At 64.7% G+C, this 15,901-nt stretch carries 16 protein-coding genes; 13 read left to right on the top strand and 3 right to left on the bottom strand.

Annotation, left to right across the window (positions count from 1 at the left end; all coding sequences use genetic code 11):
* Window positions 1–34: 34 nt before the first annotated feature.
* Window positions 35–520 carry a Fur family transcriptional regulator Irr gene (irr, locus tag ACVWYQ_RS26080; protein ID WP_271546190.1) on the bottom strand — a complete coding sequence of 162 codons (486 nt, stop codon included), beginning with the start codon at window positions 518–520 and terminating at the stop codon, window positions 35–37.
* 220 nt (window positions 521–740) lie between these two features.
* On the opposite strand from irr, the gene ACVWYQ_RS26075 reads away from it, so the two are divergent.
* From ACVWYQ_RS26075 to ACVWYQ_RS26040, 8 genes are all read left to right on the top strand, one after another.
* Window positions 741–929, top strand: a complete 189-nt coding sequence (locus tag ACVWYQ_RS26075) for a hypothetical protein (protein WP_404545497.1) — start codon at window positions 741–743, stop codon at window positions 927–929.
* A gap of 301 nt (window positions 930–1,230) precedes the next feature.
* On the top strand, window positions 1,231–2,781 hold the full coding sequence (locus ACVWYQ_RS26070) for an ABC transporter substrate-binding protein (RefSeq protein WP_271546192.1): 1,551 nt from the start codon (window positions 1,231–1,233) through the stop codon (window positions 2,779–2,781).
* A gap of 210 nt (window positions 2,782–2,991) precedes the next feature.
* Window positions 2,992–3,963 (top strand): ABC transporter permease, encoded by a 972-nt coding sequence (locus ACVWYQ_RS26065; RefSeq protein ID WP_225188520.1) that lies wholly within the window; start codon window positions 2,992–2,994, stop codon window positions 3,961–3,963.
* On the top strand, window positions 3,960–4,799 hold the full coding sequence (locus ACVWYQ_RS26060; protein WP_035996700.1) for an ABC transporter permease: 840 nt from the start codon (window positions 3,960–3,962) through the stop codon (window positions 4,797–4,799). Before ACVWYQ_RS26065 ends, ACVWYQ_RS26060 begins: the two co-directional genes overlap by 4 nt.
* Before the next feature lie 2 nt (window positions 4,800–4,801).
* A complete protein-coding gene (locus ACVWYQ_RS26055) occupies window positions 4,802–6,421 on the top strand; it encodes an ABC transporter ATP-binding protein (RefSeq protein WP_271546197.1) in 1,620 nt (539 codons plus the stop codon).
* A gap of 368 nt (window positions 6,422–6,789) precedes the next feature.
* On the top strand, window positions 6,790–6,966 hold the full coding sequence (locus ACVWYQ_RS26050; RefSeq protein ID WP_197424428.1) for a hypothetical protein: 177 nt from the start codon (window positions 6,790–6,792) through the stop codon (window positions 6,964–6,966).
* Window positions 6,963–7,172 (top strand): hypothetical protein, encoded by a 210-nt coding sequence (locus ACVWYQ_RS26045; RefSeq protein WP_035996696.1) that lies wholly within the window; start codon window positions 6,963–6,965, stop codon window positions 7,170–7,172. The genes ACVWYQ_RS26050 and ACVWYQ_RS26045 overlap by 4 nt, the downstream gene beginning before the upstream one ends.
* A gap of 105 nt (window positions 7,173–7,277) precedes the next feature.
* A complete protein-coding gene (locus ACVWYQ_RS26040) occupies window positions 7,278–8,219 on the top strand; it encodes an AEC family transporter (RefSeq protein ID WP_271546200.1) in 942 nt (313 codons plus the stop codon).
* A 32-nt stretch (window positions 8,220–8,251) separates the two neighbouring features.
* Here ACVWYQ_RS26040 and ACVWYQ_RS26035 read toward each other — a convergent pair whose 3' ends face one another.
* On the bottom strand, window positions 8,252–8,536 hold the full coding sequence (locus ACVWYQ_RS26035) for a hypothetical protein (protein WP_035996692.1): 285 nt from the start codon (window positions 8,534–8,536) through the stop codon (window positions 8,252–8,254).
* 190 nt (window positions 8,537–8,726) lie between these two features.
* Here ACVWYQ_RS26035 and ACVWYQ_RS26030 point away from each other — a divergent pair, with 190 nt between their 5' ends.
* From ACVWYQ_RS26030 to ACVWYQ_RS26015, 4 genes are all read left to right on the top strand, one after another.
* A complete protein-coding gene (locus tag ACVWYQ_RS26030) occupies window positions 8,727–9,047 on the top strand; it encodes a hypothetical protein (protein WP_035996689.1) in 321 nt (106 codons plus the stop codon).
* Between the two features lie 224 nt (window positions 9,048–9,271).
* On the top strand, window positions 9,272–9,997 hold the full coding sequence (locus ACVWYQ_RS26025; protein ID WP_157285638.1) for an outer membrane protein: 726 nt from the start codon (window positions 9,272–9,274) through the stop codon (window positions 9,995–9,997).
* 166 nt (window positions 9,998–10,163) lie between these two features.
* Window positions 10,164–12,308, top strand: coding sequence for a methyl-accepting chemotaxis protein (locus tag ACVWYQ_RS26020; RefSeq protein WP_456726534.1), 2,145 nt, complete (start codon window positions 10,164–10,166; stop codon window positions 12,306–12,308).
* Between the two features lie 138 nt (window positions 12,309–12,446).
* A complete protein-coding gene (locus ACVWYQ_RS26015) occupies window positions 12,447–13,508 on the top strand; it encodes an MBL fold metallo-hydrolase (RefSeq protein ID WP_035996672.1) in 1,062 nt (353 codons plus the stop codon).
* Between the two features lie 151 nt (window positions 13,509–13,659).
* Here the strand turns inward: ACVWYQ_RS26015 and aroQ are convergent, their stop codons facing one another.
* Entirely contained in the window at window positions 13,660–14,091 is a 432-nt protein-coding gene (gene aroQ / locus ACVWYQ_RS26010) for a type II 3-dehydroquinate dehydratase (RefSeq protein WP_157285641.1), read from the bottom strand.
* 276 nt (window positions 14,092–14,367) lie between these two features.
* Here aroQ and hemA point away from each other — a divergent pair, with 276 nt between their 5' ends.
* A complete protein-coding gene (gene hemA, locus ACVWYQ_RS26005) occupies window positions 14,368–15,597 on the top strand; it encodes a 5-aminolevulinate synthase (protein WP_035996665.1) in 1,230 nt (409 codons plus the stop codon).
* Window positions 15,598–15,901 lie beyond the last annotated feature (304 nt).

Raw genomic sequence — 15,901 nt, 5'->3', positions numbered from 1 at the left:
CGCCCTCCAGGGGAGGGTAAGAGCCACGGCTGCGCTAAGTTCGCTTCCGGCGTAAACGGACGACGACGTCGAGACGCGCGATCTCGTGGCCGGGAAGGGCCTCGGGTATCTTGGTGAAGGCGAGGCCATCGGCAACGTCGACCAACACGTCCTCGCCTTCGAGATAGAAGTGCGGATGCACGGACGTGTCGGTGTCGAAGAACGACTTGATGCCGTCGGCCGCGATCCGGCGCAAGAGGCCCGCTTCGGTGAACTGGTTCAGCGTGTTGTAGACGGTGGCGAGCGACAGGTATGCGTTCGCGGCCATTGCTTCTTCATAGAGACTTTCTGCGGTGACGTGACGATGGCCGCCCAGGAACAGCAATCGGCCGAGCGCCAGGCGCTGGCGTGTCGGGCGCAGGCCAGCATTGCCGAGCAAAAGCAGGCAGTGCTGCGCGCCCACGTCCGGCGCCGGCTCGAGACCGGCGACATCAAGCCCGCTGTCGTCATCCGCAGGGATAGTCGTAGCCTGAATGTCCATCGATCGTCTCACGGCTCAAGGGAACAGGACGCGCAGCCGCATCCCGCTACTTGCCATTCGATCGCAGAAGCGCTGGACCGGCTTTGATCCGGATCAAATTTGGCACCGACCGCCTCTGACCTGGCGCAAGGCGGTCCGGCTCGTTCTCGGCCAGAATGCGCGGGCATCGATGAGGTTCGTCCCGCTTCGAGGCGAAGCTCGACGGCAGCGGCATTGGCTGGTGCTGCAACATCCTGGCGCGCCCGACGAACGCAAATCGGTGCATCTGCACATCAACTTCGGCCTGCTGGCCGGAATCCTGCGGGAGCTCGCCCGCAGCGTCGCCGCGCTGCCCAAGGACGACATCGCGCACCGCGAGCAGCTTGCAGAGGCGCTCGACGAATTGCGGCGGGCGCTCGGCGCAAAATGACGGGCTGATGCTTTTGGTCGCAGGCGCGGACTTGTGCACTGCCCCGGCATGCTCTCATCACTTCTGAAGGCCGCCTGATCCCTCGGAGCTGGCCGATCTGCCGTGCCGTCGCACAGGCGGAGAAACAGGACGAGCTGTACATTTTTTGTGCGAGCACTGTCGCGACTTTCATCTTGCCGCGCCGAACGGGACTGTGTGAGCCTCGATGGCGGATGGGGACTGGGATGGACCGACCGTCGCTTTGCGCGCGAGGGCGCGTGCGAAGCGTTTCCGGCTGGTCTCGCTTGAGAAAGATTACGACATGCCAAAACGAGTGTTGCTTGGTCTCCTCCTGGCTTGCGGCCTTGTGGCCCCTGCGCTGGCGCAAGAGCCGAAGACGGGGGGTGTGATCAATGCCGTGATCCAGCCTGAGCCGCCCGGCCTGATGCTTGCGCAGGTCCAGAACGGCCCGACCCAGATGGTCTCGGGCAACATCTTCGAAGGCCTCTTGCGCTACAGCCCCAAGCTCGATCCCCTGCCGGAGCTCGCCGAGAGCTGGAGCGTCAGCGAGGACGCCAAGACCTACACCTTCAAGCTGAAGAAGGGCGTGACCTGGCACGACGGCAAGCCCTTCACCGCCGCCGACGTGCTGTTCTCGATCGAGATGCTGAAGCAGACCCATGCGCGCGCCCGCACCAATTTGGCGCAGGTCGACAAGATCGAGACGCCGGACGATCATACGGTGGTCTTCACGCTGAAGCAGCCGTTCGGCCCGTTCCTCGGCATCTTCGAGGTCGGCTCGATGCCGATGGTGCCGAAGCATCTCTATGCAGGCACCGACTGGAAGACCAACCCCTACAACAACGCACCCATCGGCACCGGCCCATTCATGTTCAAGGAATGGCAGAAGGGCTCGTTCATCCGCCTGGTCAAGAATCCGAACTACCACGAGAAGGGCAAGCCCTATCTCGACGAGATCTACTGGCAGATCATCCCGGACGCCGCCGCGCGCTCGGTGGCTTACGAGACCGGCAAGGTCGACGTGCTGCCCGGCGGCTCGGTCGAGAATTTCGACGTGCCGCGGCTGTCCAAGCTGAAGGACACCTGCGTCACCGGCGCGGGCTGGGAATTCTTCTCGCCGCTGGCCTGGCTGTGGCTGAACAACCGCCAGGGTCCGCTCGCCGACAAGCGGGTGCGGCAGGCGATCATGTATGCGGTCGACCGCGACTTCGCCAAGGACGTGATCTGGAACGGGCTCGGCAAGGTCGCCACCGGCCCGTCGGCCTCGACCATCAAGTTCTATACCGATGACGTGAAGAAATACCCCTACGATCCGGCCAAGGCCAAGGCACTGCTGAAGGAAGCCGGCTACAAGGGCGAGAAGATCCGCCTGCTGCCGCTGGCCTATGGCGAGACCTGGCAGCGCTGGGGCGAAGCCGTCAAGCAGAACCTCCAGGATGTCGGCATGACCATCGAGACGATCGCCACCGACGTCGCCGGCGGCAACCAGAAGATCGCCGAGTGGGATTACGATATCGCCTTCACCTATCTCTACCAGTACGGCGACCCCGCGCTCGGAGTGGGGCGCAACTACGTCTCCAGCAACATCGCCAAGGGCCAGGTGTTCAACAACGTCGAGGGCTATTCCAACCCGGAGATCGACAAGCTGTTCGCCGAGGGCGCGGTTGCAACGCCGGATTCCAAGCGCAAGGAGATCTACGAGAAGGCGCAGAAGATCCTGGTCGAGGACGTGCCGGTGGCCTGGATGCTCGAGCTGCAATTTCCGACCATCATGCGCTGCAAGGTCAAGAACCTGATCACCACGGGGATCGGGGTCAATGACGGCTTCAAGGACGCATGGCTCGACAAGTGAGCGCATGCCTTTCTTCACCTCTCCCCGCTCGCGGGGAGAGGTCGAATGTGCGCGAAGCGCATATTCGGGTGAGGGGGTACAGGTCCGTCGGCGTTTCTCACACTCCGAGAGAGGCCCCTCACCCCAACCCTCTCCCTGCAAGAGCGGGGCGAGGGAGCGTACCGCCCCAGTGGCTAAAGCCTACGTCACCCTCTATGAACCTCCAGTAAGATGCTCTCCTTCGTTGCTCAGCGTGTCCTGAAGGGCGTGATCGTCTTGCTCGCGATCGTGGTCCTCAACTTCTTCCTGATCCGCCTGGCGCCCGGCGATCCCGCGATCGTGATGGCGGGCGAGGCCGGGGCCAGCGATCAGGTCTTCGTCAAGCAGCTCCGGGAGAAGTTCGGGCTCGACAAGCCGCTGCCCGAGCAGCTCTTCATCTACGTCAAGGGCGTCGTCAGCCTCGACCTCGGCTTTTCCTTCCGGCAGCAGGCTCCGGTCGCAAAACTAATCGGCGAGCGGCTGCCGGCGACGCTGTTGTTGACGCTGACCGCCTTCGCGATCTCGCTCACGCTCGGCATCCTGTTCGGCACCTTCGCCGCGCGCTTTGCCGGAACGTTTTTCGACACCGCCATCACCGTGTTCGCGCTGATCTTCTATGCCATGCCGATCTTCTGGGTGGCGCTGATGGGCATCCTCCTGTTCTCGGTCACGATGGATTGGCTGCCGAGCTTCGGTTACGAGACGGTCGGGGCCAACCTCACCGGCCTTGCCCATGCGGTCGACGTCGCAAAGCACCTGATCATGCCGGCGATGACGCTCGGCCTGTTCTTCATGGCGACCTACACCCGCATGACGCGCGCCTCGATGCTGGAGGTGAAACGCCTCGACTTCGTCAAGACGGCGCGCGCCAAGGGGCTCTCCGACGCCGTGATCCAGCGCCGCCACGTGCTGCGCAACGCGCTGCTGCCGGTGGTGACGCTCGCCGGCGTGCATTCCGGCACGCTGATCGGCGGCGCCGTCATCACCGAGACCGTGTTCGCCTGGCCCGGCATCGGGCGGCTGATGTACGACGCGCTGCTGCAGCGGGACTACAATCTGCTGCTCGGCGTGTTCGTGATCTGCTCCGCCATGGTCCTCACCTTCAACCTCATCACCGACCTCGTCTATCGCCTGGTCGATCCGCGGATCGAATACGCCGCATGAAACAGTTCTGGAAATCGATGTTGAAGAGCCCGAGCGGCGTCATCGGGCTCGTCATCCTCCTGGTTGCAATCTCTGTCGCGGTGTTCGGACCGATGCTGTTCCCGAACTCGCCCTGGCGCATGGTGCAGCGGCCGTTCCTGCCGCCGTTCACGCTCGGGGCCGTGCCGCTCGGCACCGACGCGCTCGGCCGCGACATCTTCGCCGGCATGATCTTCGGCGCCCGCGTCTCGCTTCTGGTCGGTCTCGTCTCCACGCTGGCGGCGCTGATCGTGGGCGTGCCGATCGGTGCCATGGCCGGCTATTTCGGCGGCAAGGTCGACGACGCCCTGATGCGCTTCACCGAGTTCTTCCAGACCATTCCGAGCTTCGCGCTCGCGATCGTGCTGGTCGCCATCCTGCAGCCCTCGATCTATTCGATCGTCGCCTCGATCGCGGTGGTGAGCTGGCCGCCGGTCGCTCGCCTCGTGCGCGGCGAGGTGCTCTCGCTGCGTACCCGCGAATATGTCCAGGCCGCCGTGGTCACCGGCCAAAGCAACAGCTGGATCATCCTGCGCGAGATCCTGCCCAACGCGTTGTCGCCCGTGATCGTGCTGGCCTCGTTGATGGTGGCGACCGCGATCCTGCTTGAATCCTCGCTGTCCTTCCTCGGCCTCGGCGATCCCAATCTGATCTCCTGGGGCTACATGGTCGGCGCCGGCCGCACCGTGATCCGGCAGGCCTGGTGGATCACCGTGTTTCCCGGCATCGCGATCCTGATCTCGGTGCTCGGGCTGAACCTGATCGGCGAAGGCCTCAACGATGCGCTCAATCCGCGCCTGTCGCGGGAGGGCCGCTGACGATGACCGCCCCGCCCGCCGTCTCCATCAGGAACTTGCGGATCGCGCTGCCCAAGGGCGCCGAGCGCCCCTTCGCGGTCGACGGCGTCTCGCTCGATCTGCAGCCCGGCAAGATCGTCTGCGTCGTCGGCGAGTCCGGCTCCGGCAAGTCGATGTGCGCGCATGCGCTGATGGGCCTTTTGCCGGATACGGTCTCGGTCACCTCCGGTGAGATCCAGTTCGAGGGCCGGGACCTGCTCAAGCTCGCTGACGACGGCTGGCGCGATCTGCGCGGTCGTCGGCTGGCGATGATCTTCCAGGAGCCGATGACCGCGCTCAATCCGTTGATGCGGATCGGCGACCAGATGGCGGAGATGTTCGAGGCGCACGGCCTGCTCACGCCGAAGGAGCGGCGGGCCAAGGCGCTGGCGCTGGCAAGCGAAGTCGGCCTGCCCGACCCTGAGCGTATCGTGCGCGCCTATCCGCACCAGCTCTCCGGCGGCCAACGCCAGCGCGCCATGATCGCGATGGCGCTCGCGCTCGAGCCCGCGGTGCTGGTCGCGGACGAGCCGACCACCGCGCTCGACGTCACCACGCAGGCCCAGATCCTGAAGCTGATTCGCAACCTCCAGCAGAGCCGCAACATGGCGGTGATGTTCATCACGCATGATTTCGGCGTGGTCGCCGACATCGCCGACCAGGTCGTGGTGCTCCGCCACGGCAAGGTCGTCGAGGAAGGTCCCGCCACGGCCATCTTCAACGAGCCGCAGCACGACTACACCAAGGCATTGCTTGCCGCCGTGCCCTCGATGGATCCGCCGTCGCGAGAGCCATTGGACGATCGGGCCAAGGCCGTCGAGGTGATCGGGCTGGACAAGACCTACGTCACGTCGGGCGGCTGGTTCCGCCAGGCCCGCCGCGTCGATGCGGCGCGCGCGGTCAACTTCAACATCCTCAAGGGCGAGACGCTCGGCCTCGTCGGTGAATCCGGCTCGGGCAAGTCGTCGGTAGCGCGCCTGGTGATGCGGCTGATCGAAGCCGACCGCGGCACGGTGCGGATCGGCGAGACCGACCTGACCTCGCTTTCCGGCAAGGCGCTGCGCGGCGAGCGCCATCGCATCCAGATGATCTTCCAGGATCCGTTCGCCTCGCTCAATCCGCGCCGCAAGATCGGCCACATCATCGCCGACGGGCCGATCGCAGCCGGGACCGATCCGAAGGTGGCGTTCGACCGCGCGCGCGATCTCCTCAAGATGGTGGGCCTGGACGCGGGCGCGCTCGAACGCTATCCGCACGAATTCTCCGGCGGTCAGCGCCAGCGTATCGGCATTGCCCGCGCGCTCGCGCTCGAGCCGGAGATCATCGTCGCGGACGAGGCCGTCTCCGCGCTCGATGTCTCGGTGCAGGCGCAGGTGTTGAAGTTGCTGGAAGATCTCAAGGCGCGCCTTGGCTTGTCGATGCTGTTCATCACCCACGATCTGCGCGTCGCTGCCCAGATCTGCGACCGCATCGCGGTGATGCAGCGCGGCGCTATCGTCGAGCTGAAGCCGACTGCGCAACTCTTCGCCGCGCCCGAGCACGCCTATACGCGCGAATTGCTCGCAGCCGTGCCTGGACGGAAGGAGCACGCGCCGGCGGCCTGAGACGGTTCGTCCTCGTTCATTGATCTCCGTGATGGTTCCAAAACTTGCACGCCGAGCGAGGCGAAACATATTCGATTCAGCGGCATTTGCTTTCGTGAGACCATCCTTGCTCATGTCGGCAAGGGGTGATTTGACGCCATAGTCGCTCGTCGCGGCTGGCGCCGTACAACGAACGTGATGTGATGGGCAGCTCAACAACCCAGCAAGCAAGACGCACCGGGATGCTGGGAACTGCGCGGCGCGGTCACGCGCTTTTTATCCGGTCGTGACCGGACCGGCCGCTTCAAAGCTTAAGGGCATGACCATAGATGACGTTTGAATGATCGACGTCATCTCATGACGGACTCACACTGATATTCGGAGCCAACATGGGCGAAGTTATTCGATTTGTCTCGAAGTCCGAGCGCGAGCGAACGCGCCTCATCCAGGAAGCGCGGGCGATCTACGATAGCATCTTCCCGCCGGTCGATCCGACGGACGAGGGCCAGGGAAAGCCGGCGATCGGTCGCCCGTTCATCGGCCGCGACGGAGGTAACGTATCGTGATCAAGATCATCGCCGTGCTTTGCAGCCTCGCCTCTCCCTCCAATTGTCACGAGCAGATCGTCACCACGTCGGACTTTGCGCAAATCTCGGTGCAGGCCTGCCTGATGGGCGCGCCGCAGCTTGCCGAATGGATGAACCAGCATCCGGCCGAGCGTCTGGCGGCCTGGCGCTGCGTGATCGGAGACCAGGGGCGCCGGGGAATCTAGCGAGGCGGATTCTCCTCCGACGAATCAAGGCGGCCCACAAATCACGGAGTGACGCCAGTCCATTGCCGGTCTACCCTCCCTGTTCGAAAATGAGGGGGAAGCCGGATGGAGGTCGCCAGCCTCGTTCTTCCCGTATTCGCGATCATCGTCACCGGCTGGCTCGCCGGCGAGCTCGGCTATCTCTCGCGCGCGCTGGCCGATGCCCTGGTGCATTTCGCCTACAACGTGGCGATGCCGGCGCTGTTGATTGTCACGATCGCCCAGGAGCCGGCGCGCAATCTCCTGGAATGGCGCTTTCTGCTCGCCTTCGGCGGCGGCTCGCTGATCTGCTTCGCGCTCGTGTTCGTGCCGGTCCGCGCAGGCGGCAAACACGACCTCGCCAGCAGCACCATTCAGGGGATGGCGGCGGCGATGACCAACACCGGGTTCGTCGCGCTGCCGATCCTGCATGCGATCTACGGCCAACCCGCCGTCCTGCCCGCGGCCGTCGCGACGGTGTTCGTGGCCGCGGTGATGTTTCCGATCACGGTGATCCTGCTGGAAAAGCGCGATGCACGCGGGGCCTCCGTGCGCTCTATGGGATTGGCAAAGCAGATCCTGCTCAATCCCATGGTGCTGTCGACGTTCATCGGCCTCACCTGGGCGGTGACGGGACTGCCGATTCCGGCACCGGTCGCGGCCTATCTCAACATGATCGCGGCCGCGCTCACGCCGTGCGCGCTGTTCGCCATCGGGCTCGGCCTGTCCATCGAGGGCTTGCGGTCCAACCTGAAAGCGTCGTTTGCGCTCGCGGCGGTGAAACTGGTGGTCATGCCGCTCATCGTCTACGGGCTTTGCGTCGTGATCGGCCTCACCCCTCTCTACACGGTTGCGGCGGTCATCTGCGCGGCCGTGCCGACGGCGAAAACCGTCTACGTCCTCGCACATGAACACAAGGTCGAGGAGAAGCTGGTTGCGGCCACGGTCTCGATCACCACGATGCTGTCGGTCGCGACATTGCTCATCGCGCTTTATCTGCTCTCGGGATCGGCGAGCGGTATGCGTTGATCCGCCAGTCGCCTCCACTTTGCCGGAGCCCTCTATCTCGTGGTGTTGCTCCAGGTGGGAGCCGAGTTGGTCACGCCGACCGAGGGCCAATTGTATGATCCGATCGACGGCGCGGTGACAGTGCCGACCGTCTGTCCCGACGATCCGTAGGCCGCCCTCGGTTGCGCGGCCGGCGCTCCGGCTCCGCCATAGGTCGGCGCCACCACACCAGTGCTGTATTGCCGGCTTGACCGGACCTTTTTCGCCTCAGCTGCGAATGGTGCGGCAAGCAGTCCCGTCGTGATCAGCGCGGAAATGGCGAGTCTGATGGTTTTCATGGCTGATCCCTTCACCCGTTGCGCGCCCCGATGTGCCAAGTGTTCATGCATCGGCAAATTTCCATGGGTTCTCCCTTCATAACTCCGTGTGCGGACGAAGGTGCCGGAGCGCGGCGGACTCACATCGTCTTCGGATGGACCCGAATCAGCGCTAGTGCATTGCTTTCAGTGACTTCCCTGGACGCAAAGCATGACCGGCGCCGAACTGAAGCAGCTTCGCAACGACCTCTCCGATGCCCTCGAGCGCAAGCTCAGCGCGGCCGACATGGCCAAGCTTTGCGGATTGCCGGAGAGAGGCGGCGCCGACACCATCCGGCGCTGGGAGGTCAGCGGCCCGACGCCGGAGGGGACCAGGATACTGCGCGTGCTCGCGATGGCGAGCGAGCGCTATCCGATCCTGGAGAAATTCGACATCTTCGATCGACACGACGTGCGTGAGGAAGACAGGCCGGCAAAGCGCGCCGCCTTTCGCGCGCAGATGCGCGACGAGGCACGGCGGCGTCTTGGTTAACGCAAGGCGCGCGCAAGTTACCGACAGAGTGCGCCGTTAAGCCTTCCTTCACCACTTCTTAAGTTGCCATTAAGCACGAAAATCATTTACGGCCCAACAAGTTACGTTGGCCGTCGCTGTGCCACGGATGTGACAGCATTTTCGTCAAAAGCGAGCTATCTGCAAAACCAACGCGGCGCAGAAAACGCGCCTGCCGGGACATCTACGTGTTGGAGTTCAAGACGATGAAGAAGATTCTGTTTGCGACCGTGGCGCTGCTCGTGGTGGGCGCGGCTGCGCCGGCCGTCGGCGCCGATCTCGGCAACCGCAATTATTACAAGACGCCCGCGCCGGCCTACGCCGCGCCGATCTACAATTGGACAGGCTTCTATCTCGGCGCCCATGTCGGCGGCGCGTTCTCCAGCGACAACAATTTCAATGGCCTCTCCACCGGCAACAACGGCAACGGCCGCTTCCTCGGCGGCGTGCAGGTCGGCGGGGACTGGCAGTTCCACCCGAACTTCGTGGTCGGCGTCGAGGGCCAGTATTCCTGGCTCTCCGGCAGCGTCGGCGCGGTGTTCCCTGGCGGCATCGCCTACACCAACGACCAGCGCGGCCTCGGCTCGATCACCGGCCGCGTCGGCTACACCTGGGGTCCCGGCCTGGTCTATGTGAAGGGCGGCTACGCCTATTCGGACAACAACGAGAAGGTCACCGTCGGCGGCGTGCCGACCGCCTTCGTCATCACCGGCGATCATCGCAACGGCTACACCGTCGGCGCCGGCCTCGAATACATGTTCGCCCCGAATTGGTCGGCCAAGGCCGAGTACCAGTATTACAATTTCGGCGACGCGAGCTTCACCGCCGGTCCGCTCGCCGGCACCGGCGCCTTCACCACCGACGACCATACCTTCAAGGCGGGCGTCAACTACCGCTTCAACTGGGCAAGCCCGGCCATGGCGCGCTACTGATCGGTTAGCAAGACATTATCGTGATGAGGGGCCGGCGACACTGCCGGCCCCTTCTTTTTTCGCTCTGCGGAACGCACGCAACCGATTGCAGCAATTGCGATTTTTTAACCGCCCTGGCCGATACTCCCCGCCACAAAATATAAAGCAAGGGCGTGGGGGAATTTCGATGGCGATCCGTTTCAGTCTCGGCCGTTTCAAGCCGCGTTTCAAAATGCCGAGATGGGGCGTGCGCGGCAGCCTGTTCGCAGCCTTCATCTTGATCGCGGGCATGGGCCTCGTGATCGCGGCCGGCGCCGGCCTTGCGCTGCAGAATCTCGGCGGACGCATGACTGAACTGAGCGGACGGGACATTCCGCGCCTTTCCGCCAGCCTGCAATTGTCGGCGCTGAGTGCGAGCCTCGCGGCGCAGGGACCGGCCCTGCTTGCGGCGCAGAGCGACGACGCCCTGAACGAACGTACCAAGAAGCTCAGGGAATTGCAGGAGCAGACGCAGCAGAAGCTCAACGAGATCATCGAGCTCGGCGGCGACAAGAGCGTCGTCTCGGGGCTCAGCGATACGATAAAGAGCATCAACGAGGCGGCTCAGAGCCTGACGAAAGCCGCCCGCGAACGGCTCGACCTCGCGGCGCTGCACGAGAAGCAATATGACGCGCTTCGCACCGCGCAGGGCGCGTTCGTCGGCGCAGCGAGCCCGGCGATGCTGGACGCGCAGACCCGCGTCAATGCCATTCTCGGGTCAGCCGACCTGTCAGCCGCAGACGCGACCGACGCCGCGCAGACCGTCGGTCAGCTCGGCAACGTCGTCGCCAGCGGCAATCTCGCCGCCGCCAACATGAGCGCGGCGCTGTCGGCGAACACCAGCGACAAGCTCGACGACATCCAGAAGGAATTCAAGACGGCGCAGGGGCGCCTGCGGTCGAACCTCGATCTGTTGCCGGACAACCAAGGCAACAAGATGCTGCGCGACACCGCGGAAAAGCTGCTCGCGCTCGGCACCGGCAAGACCGGCGTGTTCAATTTGCGCGAAAAGGAGCTCGACTCCATCGACTATGGTCAGACCATCCTGGACGAGACGCGCAAGCTCAATGTCGGCCTCGGCATCAGCGTGCAGCAGCTCGTCGACGGCGTGCAGAAAGAGACCAACGCCTCGACCCTCCAGGCGCGGCAGGAGATTTCGCTCGCGACGTCGGTCACGCTGGGCTTGGGCGCGCTGATGCTGGTCGGCTCGGCGCTGTTCGTATGGCTCTATGTCGGCCGCAACATCCTGCGCCGGATCGGCGCCTTGCAGCAGTCGATGCAGCTGCTCGCGAACGGGGATCTCGAAACCGAGATCTACCGCTCGAAGAACCACAACGACGAAATCTCCGTCATGGCGAACACGCTGCAGGTGTTCCGGGAGAGCATGATCGAGACCCGCGCGCTGACCAGCGAGCAGGACAAGGACCGTATCGCCAAGGCCGAGCGGGCCGCGCGCATGGAGGCGAAGATCGCCCAGTTCGAAAGCACGGTGCGCTCCGCACTCGATAATCTGGCCCAATCGGCCAATTCGATGCAATCGACCGCGCAGAGCATGTCGAACACCGCCGACCAGTCCAACGCGCTGGTCAACGCGGTCGCCTCCGCCGCGGAGGAGACGTCGGTCAACGTGCAGACCGTCTCGGCCGGCACCGAGCAGCTGTCCTCCTCGATCCAGGAGATCAGCCGCCAGGTCGTGACCTCCGCCGAGATCGCCAAAAAGGCGGTCGACGAAGCGGGAGCGACCGACGCCACGGTGCAGAGCCTTGCCGACAGCGCGAGCCGCATCAGCGTCGTCGTCGACCTGATCCAGACCATCGCCTCGCAGACCAATCTGCTCGCGCTCAACGCCACCATCGAGGCGGCGCGCGCCGGCGAGGCCGGCCGCGGCTTCGCGGTGGTTGCCTCCGAGGTGAAGAGCCTGGCCAGCCAGACCGCCAAGGCGACCGACGAGATCCGCACCCAGATCGCCAGCATGCAGTCAGTCACGACCTCCGCGGTCGGCGCAATCCAGGGCATCGGTCGGATCATCGGCGAGATCAACGACGTCACCACCACGATCGCTGCCGCGGTCGAAGAGCAGGGCGCCGCGACGCGCGAAATCGCCCGCAACATCCAGCATGCCGCCGGCGGCACCAGCGAGGTCTCCAGCAACATCGTCGGCGTCTCCACCGCGTCCGCCGAAGCCGGCGCTGCGGCCACCGAGGTGCTGAGCGCCTCGGACGCGCTGCGGCGCGAGGCCGATATGCTGCGCGGGGAGATCGACGCCTTCCTCAACGACATGCGGGCGGCGTAAGAGCCCTATCCTGTAGCCTGGATGGAGCGTAGCGCAATCCGGGTTACGGAAAACTGCCTCGGTATGACCGCCATGCTGTCGCCGCCCAGCATCCTTTTTCGGCTGGCGCCCTGCGCGCACTGGGTTTAAGCCGATAGCATGAGCTCGAAAACCGACACCCCGCAGTCCTCGGCCGAGGCCCTGCGCTACCCCTGGGAACAGCATCCCGGCCCCGAACAGGTGGTCGAGGTGCGGCCCGGCGTGTTGTGGGCGCGGCTGAAGCTGCCGTTCCGCCTCAACCACGTGAACATCTACCTGCTCGCCGATGGCGACGGCTATGCGATGATCGATGCCGGCTTCGGCAACGAGGAGACGATCGAGGCCTGGACGAAGCTGTTCGACGGACCGCTGAAAGGCGTCAACATCACGCGCCTGATCGTCACCCACTCCCACCCGGATCATGTCGGTCTCGCCGGTTGGATCGTCGAGCGGTTCGGCTGCCCGCTGGTGATGTCGCAGGTCGAATATCTGCAATCGGTCTATCACCAGAACCGCGGCACCGAGGAGCGGCGCGAGGCGCAGCGGCTGTTCTTCCGCCGCCATGGCATGGACGAGTCGCTCACCGAAAAGCTGCTCGGCCGCGGCCAGGACTATCTGAAGCGCGTCTCGGTGCTGCCGCCGTCCTACCGCCGCATCTCGCATGGCGACGACGTCGTGATCGGCACGCGCCGCTTCAAGGTCATCACCGGCGGCGGCCACGCCCTCGACCAGGTGATGCTGTATTGTGCCGACGACAAGCTGTTCCTCTCCGCCGACCAGGTGCTGAGCAAGATCTCGCCGAATGTCAGCGTCTGGGCGGTCGAGCCCGACCAGAATTCGCTCGGCGAATATCTGGCCTCGCTCGCCAGCCTGACCACGACGCTGCCCTATGACGTGCTGGTGCTGCCCGGCCATGGCGTGCCGTTCTACGGATTGAAGACCCGCATCAAGCAGCTCGCCGACCACCACGAAGAGCGCTGCCGATTGATCGCGGAAGCCTGCCGTGAGGTGCCGCAAACCTCGCGCGCCCTGGTGCCCGTGGTGTTCAACAAGCACGTGCTGGACGAGCACCAGATGGGCTTTGCCGCCGGCGAGCTCGTCGCCCACGTCAACTACATGATCGTCGAGGGCCGCCTCACGCCCGAGATGCAGGACGGCGTGCTGCAGTTTCGGACGACGTGAGCTCTTCGCCTCTCCCCGCCTGCGGGGAGAGGCCGACACGCGAAGCGTGGCGGGTGAGGGGGAATCTCCGCGAGTCCAACTCTCACCGTCCCCGCGGAGAGTCCCCCTCACCCCCGACCCTCTCCCCGCAAGCGGGGAGAGGGAGAAGACCTCACTTCATGTTCGCGATCGCGTGCAGCGCCGCGATGTAGCCGAACGGCCCGAGCCCGCAGATCACGCCGGTCGCCACGAACGAGATCTTGGAGTGCCGGTGATATTCGTCACGGGCGTGGATGTTGGAGATGTGCACCTCCAGCACCGGGCCCTCGAACGTCTTGATCGCGTCCATGATCGAGACCGAGGTGAAGGAGAGGCCGGCCGGATTGATGACGATGGCGTCGGCGTCCTGCCGCGCCGACTGGATCAGATCGACCAGCACGCCCTCGTGATTGGACTGGTGGAAGGCGAGCTTGAGGCCGAGCCTGGCGGCTGCCTCCTCGCAGCTCGCGTTGACCTCCGCGAGCGTCGTCGTGCCGTAGATGTGCGGCTCGCGGATGCCGAGCATGTTGAGGTTGGGACCGTTGAGGATCATCACGCGCTTCATGGAAGGATCCTTTCGAGAGCCTGGTTGAGCAAGGAAAGCGCGCGCCGGGCCGCGACGGAAGACCATAGGTTGGGGTTGAACCCTCGCCCCGGCAGATGGTGCAGAGCAGCATTACATGTCGCGCAGGATTGATCGGGATCAAACTGAGACGCGCCGGATAGGGCATTTTGCCCAAATGCCCCACAGATCCAAATGTGGGATAGCGCATAGACATTGGAGCTGGAAAAGCTCTAAGTAGACGCGTCCCCTTGGTCAGGTTCCGTTGCAGGTTTGCCGATGGATTACGCCCAATTCTTCGATTCCGCCCTCGATCGTCTCCACACCGAGCGGCGTTATCGCGTGTTCGCCGACCTCGAACGCACGGCCGGCCGGTTCCCGCATGCGGTCTGGCACTCGCCCAAGGGCAAGCGCGACGTCGTGATCTGGTGCTCCAACGACTATCTCGGCATGGGCCAGCATCCGAAGGTGGTCGGCGCCATGGTCGAGACCGCCACCCGCGTCGGCACCGGCGCCGGCGGCACCCGCAACATCGCCGGCACGCACCATCCGCTGGTGCAGCTCGAAGCCGAGCTCGCCGATCTCCACGGCAAGGAAGCCGCGCTGCTGTTCACCTCGGGCTATGTCTCGAACCAGACTGGCATCCCGACCATCGCAAAGCTCATTCCGAACTGCCTGATCCTATCGGACGAGCTCAACCACAATTCGATGATCGAGGGCATCCGCCAGTCCGGCTGCGAGCGGATCGTGTTCCGCCACAACGACGTTGCGCATCTCGAAGAGCTGTTGAAGGCGGCCGGTCCCGATCGGCCGAAGCTGATCGTCTGCGAAAGTCTCTATTCCATGGACGGCGATGTCGCGCCGCTCGCCAGGATCTGCGATCTCGCCGAGAAATATGGCGCGATGACCTATGTCGACGAAGTCCACGCCGTCGGCATGTACGGCCCGCGCGGCGGCGGCATCGCCGAGCGCGACGGCGTGATGCATCGCATCGACATTCTCGAGGGCACGCTGGCCAAGGCGTTCGGCTGTCTCGGCGGCTACATCGCCGCCAACGGCCAGATCATCGACGCCGTGCGCTCCTATGCGCCGGGCTTCATCTTCACCACGGCGCTGCCGCCGGCGGTCTGCTCGGCCGCGACCGCCGCGATCAGGCACCTGAAGACGTCGAGCTGGGAGCGCGAACGCCACCAGGACCGTGCCGCCCGCGTCAAGGCGATCCTCAATGCCGCCGGCCTGCCGGTGATGTCGAGCGACACCCACATCGTACCGCTGTTCGTCGGCGATCCCGAGAAGTGCAAGCAGGCCTCCGACCTGCTGCTCGAACAGCACGGGATCTACATCCAGCCGATCAACTATCCGACCGTCGCCAAGGGCACCGAGCGCCTGCGCATCACGCCCTCGCCCTATCACGACGACGGCCTGATCGATCAGCTCGCCGAAGCGTTGCTGCAAGTGTGGGACCGCCTCGGCCTGCCGCTGCGCGCCAAGTCGCTCGCGGCGGAATAGGGTCCTCTCTTACCCTCCCCTGAAGGGGGAGGGTCGGCTCACATAGAGCGCAGCGATATGGGAGACGGGGTGGGGTGACGGTCTTCCCGCAGCGAACAGTGCCCGTGGGGAGAGATCACCCTACCCCGCTCGCGCTGCGCGCGATCGACCCTACCCTCCAGAGGAGGGTAGGCGCCCGTGGGTGCACGCTCGCACCTTAACGACAACCCCTGTTCCTACCGCCGCACGGCATTTCGCTGTCGCTTGCGTCCGCTCAACGCGCTAGGTTTGCAGGGAAAATGAGCTCGGGCGCCGCCGGCGCCCA

It is taken from the genome of Bradyrhizobium sp. USDA 3397 (genome assembly GCF_054060965.1).
Note: the sequence above shows the minus strand (reverse complement) of the source record. Positions and strands in the feature narration are given on the sequence as shown.

Excerpts from the sequence above, each read along its gene's own strand:
- irr (WP_271546190.1), bottom strand. The coding sequence starts at position 520 with ATGGACATTCAGGCTACGACTATCCCTGCGGATGACGACAGCGGGCTT.
- ACVWYQ_RS26070 (WP_271546192.1), top strand. The coding sequence starts at position 1,231 with ATGCCAAAACGAGTGTTGCTTGGTCTCCTCCTGGCTTGCGGCCTTGTG.
- ACVWYQ_RS26065 (WP_225188520.1), top strand. The coding sequence starts at position 2,992 with ATGCTCTCCTTCGTTGCTCAGCGTGTCCTGAAGGGCGTGATCGTCTTG.
- ACVWYQ_RS26060 (WP_035996700.1), top strand. The coding sequence starts at position 3,960 with ATGAAACAGTTCTGGAAATCGATGTTGAAGAGCCCGAGCGGCGTCATC.
- ACVWYQ_RS26055 (WP_271546197.1), top strand. The coding sequence starts at position 4,802 with ATGACCGCCCCGCCCGCCGTCTCCATCAGGAACTTGCGGATCGCGCTG.
- ACVWYQ_RS26050 (WP_197424428.1), top strand. The coding sequence starts at position 6,790 with ATGGGCGAAGTTATTCGATTTGTCTCGAAGTCCGAGCGCGAGCGAACG.
- ACVWYQ_RS26040 (WP_271546200.1), top strand. The coding sequence starts at position 7,278 with ATGGAGGTCGCCAGCCTCGTTCTTCCCGTATTCGCGATCATCGTCACC.
- ACVWYQ_RS26035 (WP_035996692.1), bottom strand. The coding sequence starts at position 8,536 with ATGAAAACCATCAGACTCGCCATTTCCGCGCTGATCACGACGGGACTG.
- ACVWYQ_RS26030 (WP_035996689.1), top strand. The coding sequence starts at position 8,727 with ATGACCGGCGCCGAACTGAAGCAGCTTCGCAACGACCTCTCCGATGCC.
- ACVWYQ_RS26025 (WP_157285638.1), top strand. The coding sequence starts at position 9,272 with ATGAAGAAGATTCTGTTTGCGACCGTGGCGCTGCTCGTGGTGGGCGCG.
- ACVWYQ_RS26020 (WP_456726534.1), top strand. The coding sequence starts at position 10,164 with ATGGCGATCCGTTTCAGTCTCGGCCGTTTCAAGCCGCGTTTCAAAATG.
- ACVWYQ_RS26015 (WP_035996672.1), top strand. The coding sequence starts at position 12,447 with ATGAGCTCGAAAACCGACACCCCGCAGTCCTCGGCCGAGGCCCTGCGC.
- aroQ (WP_157285641.1), bottom strand. The coding sequence starts at position 14,091 with ATGAAGCGCGTGATGATCCTCAACGGTCCCAACCTCAACATGCTCGGC.
- hemA (WP_035996665.1), top strand. The coding sequence starts at position 14,368 with ATGGATTACGCCCAATTCTTCGATTCCGCCCTCGATCGTCTCCACACC.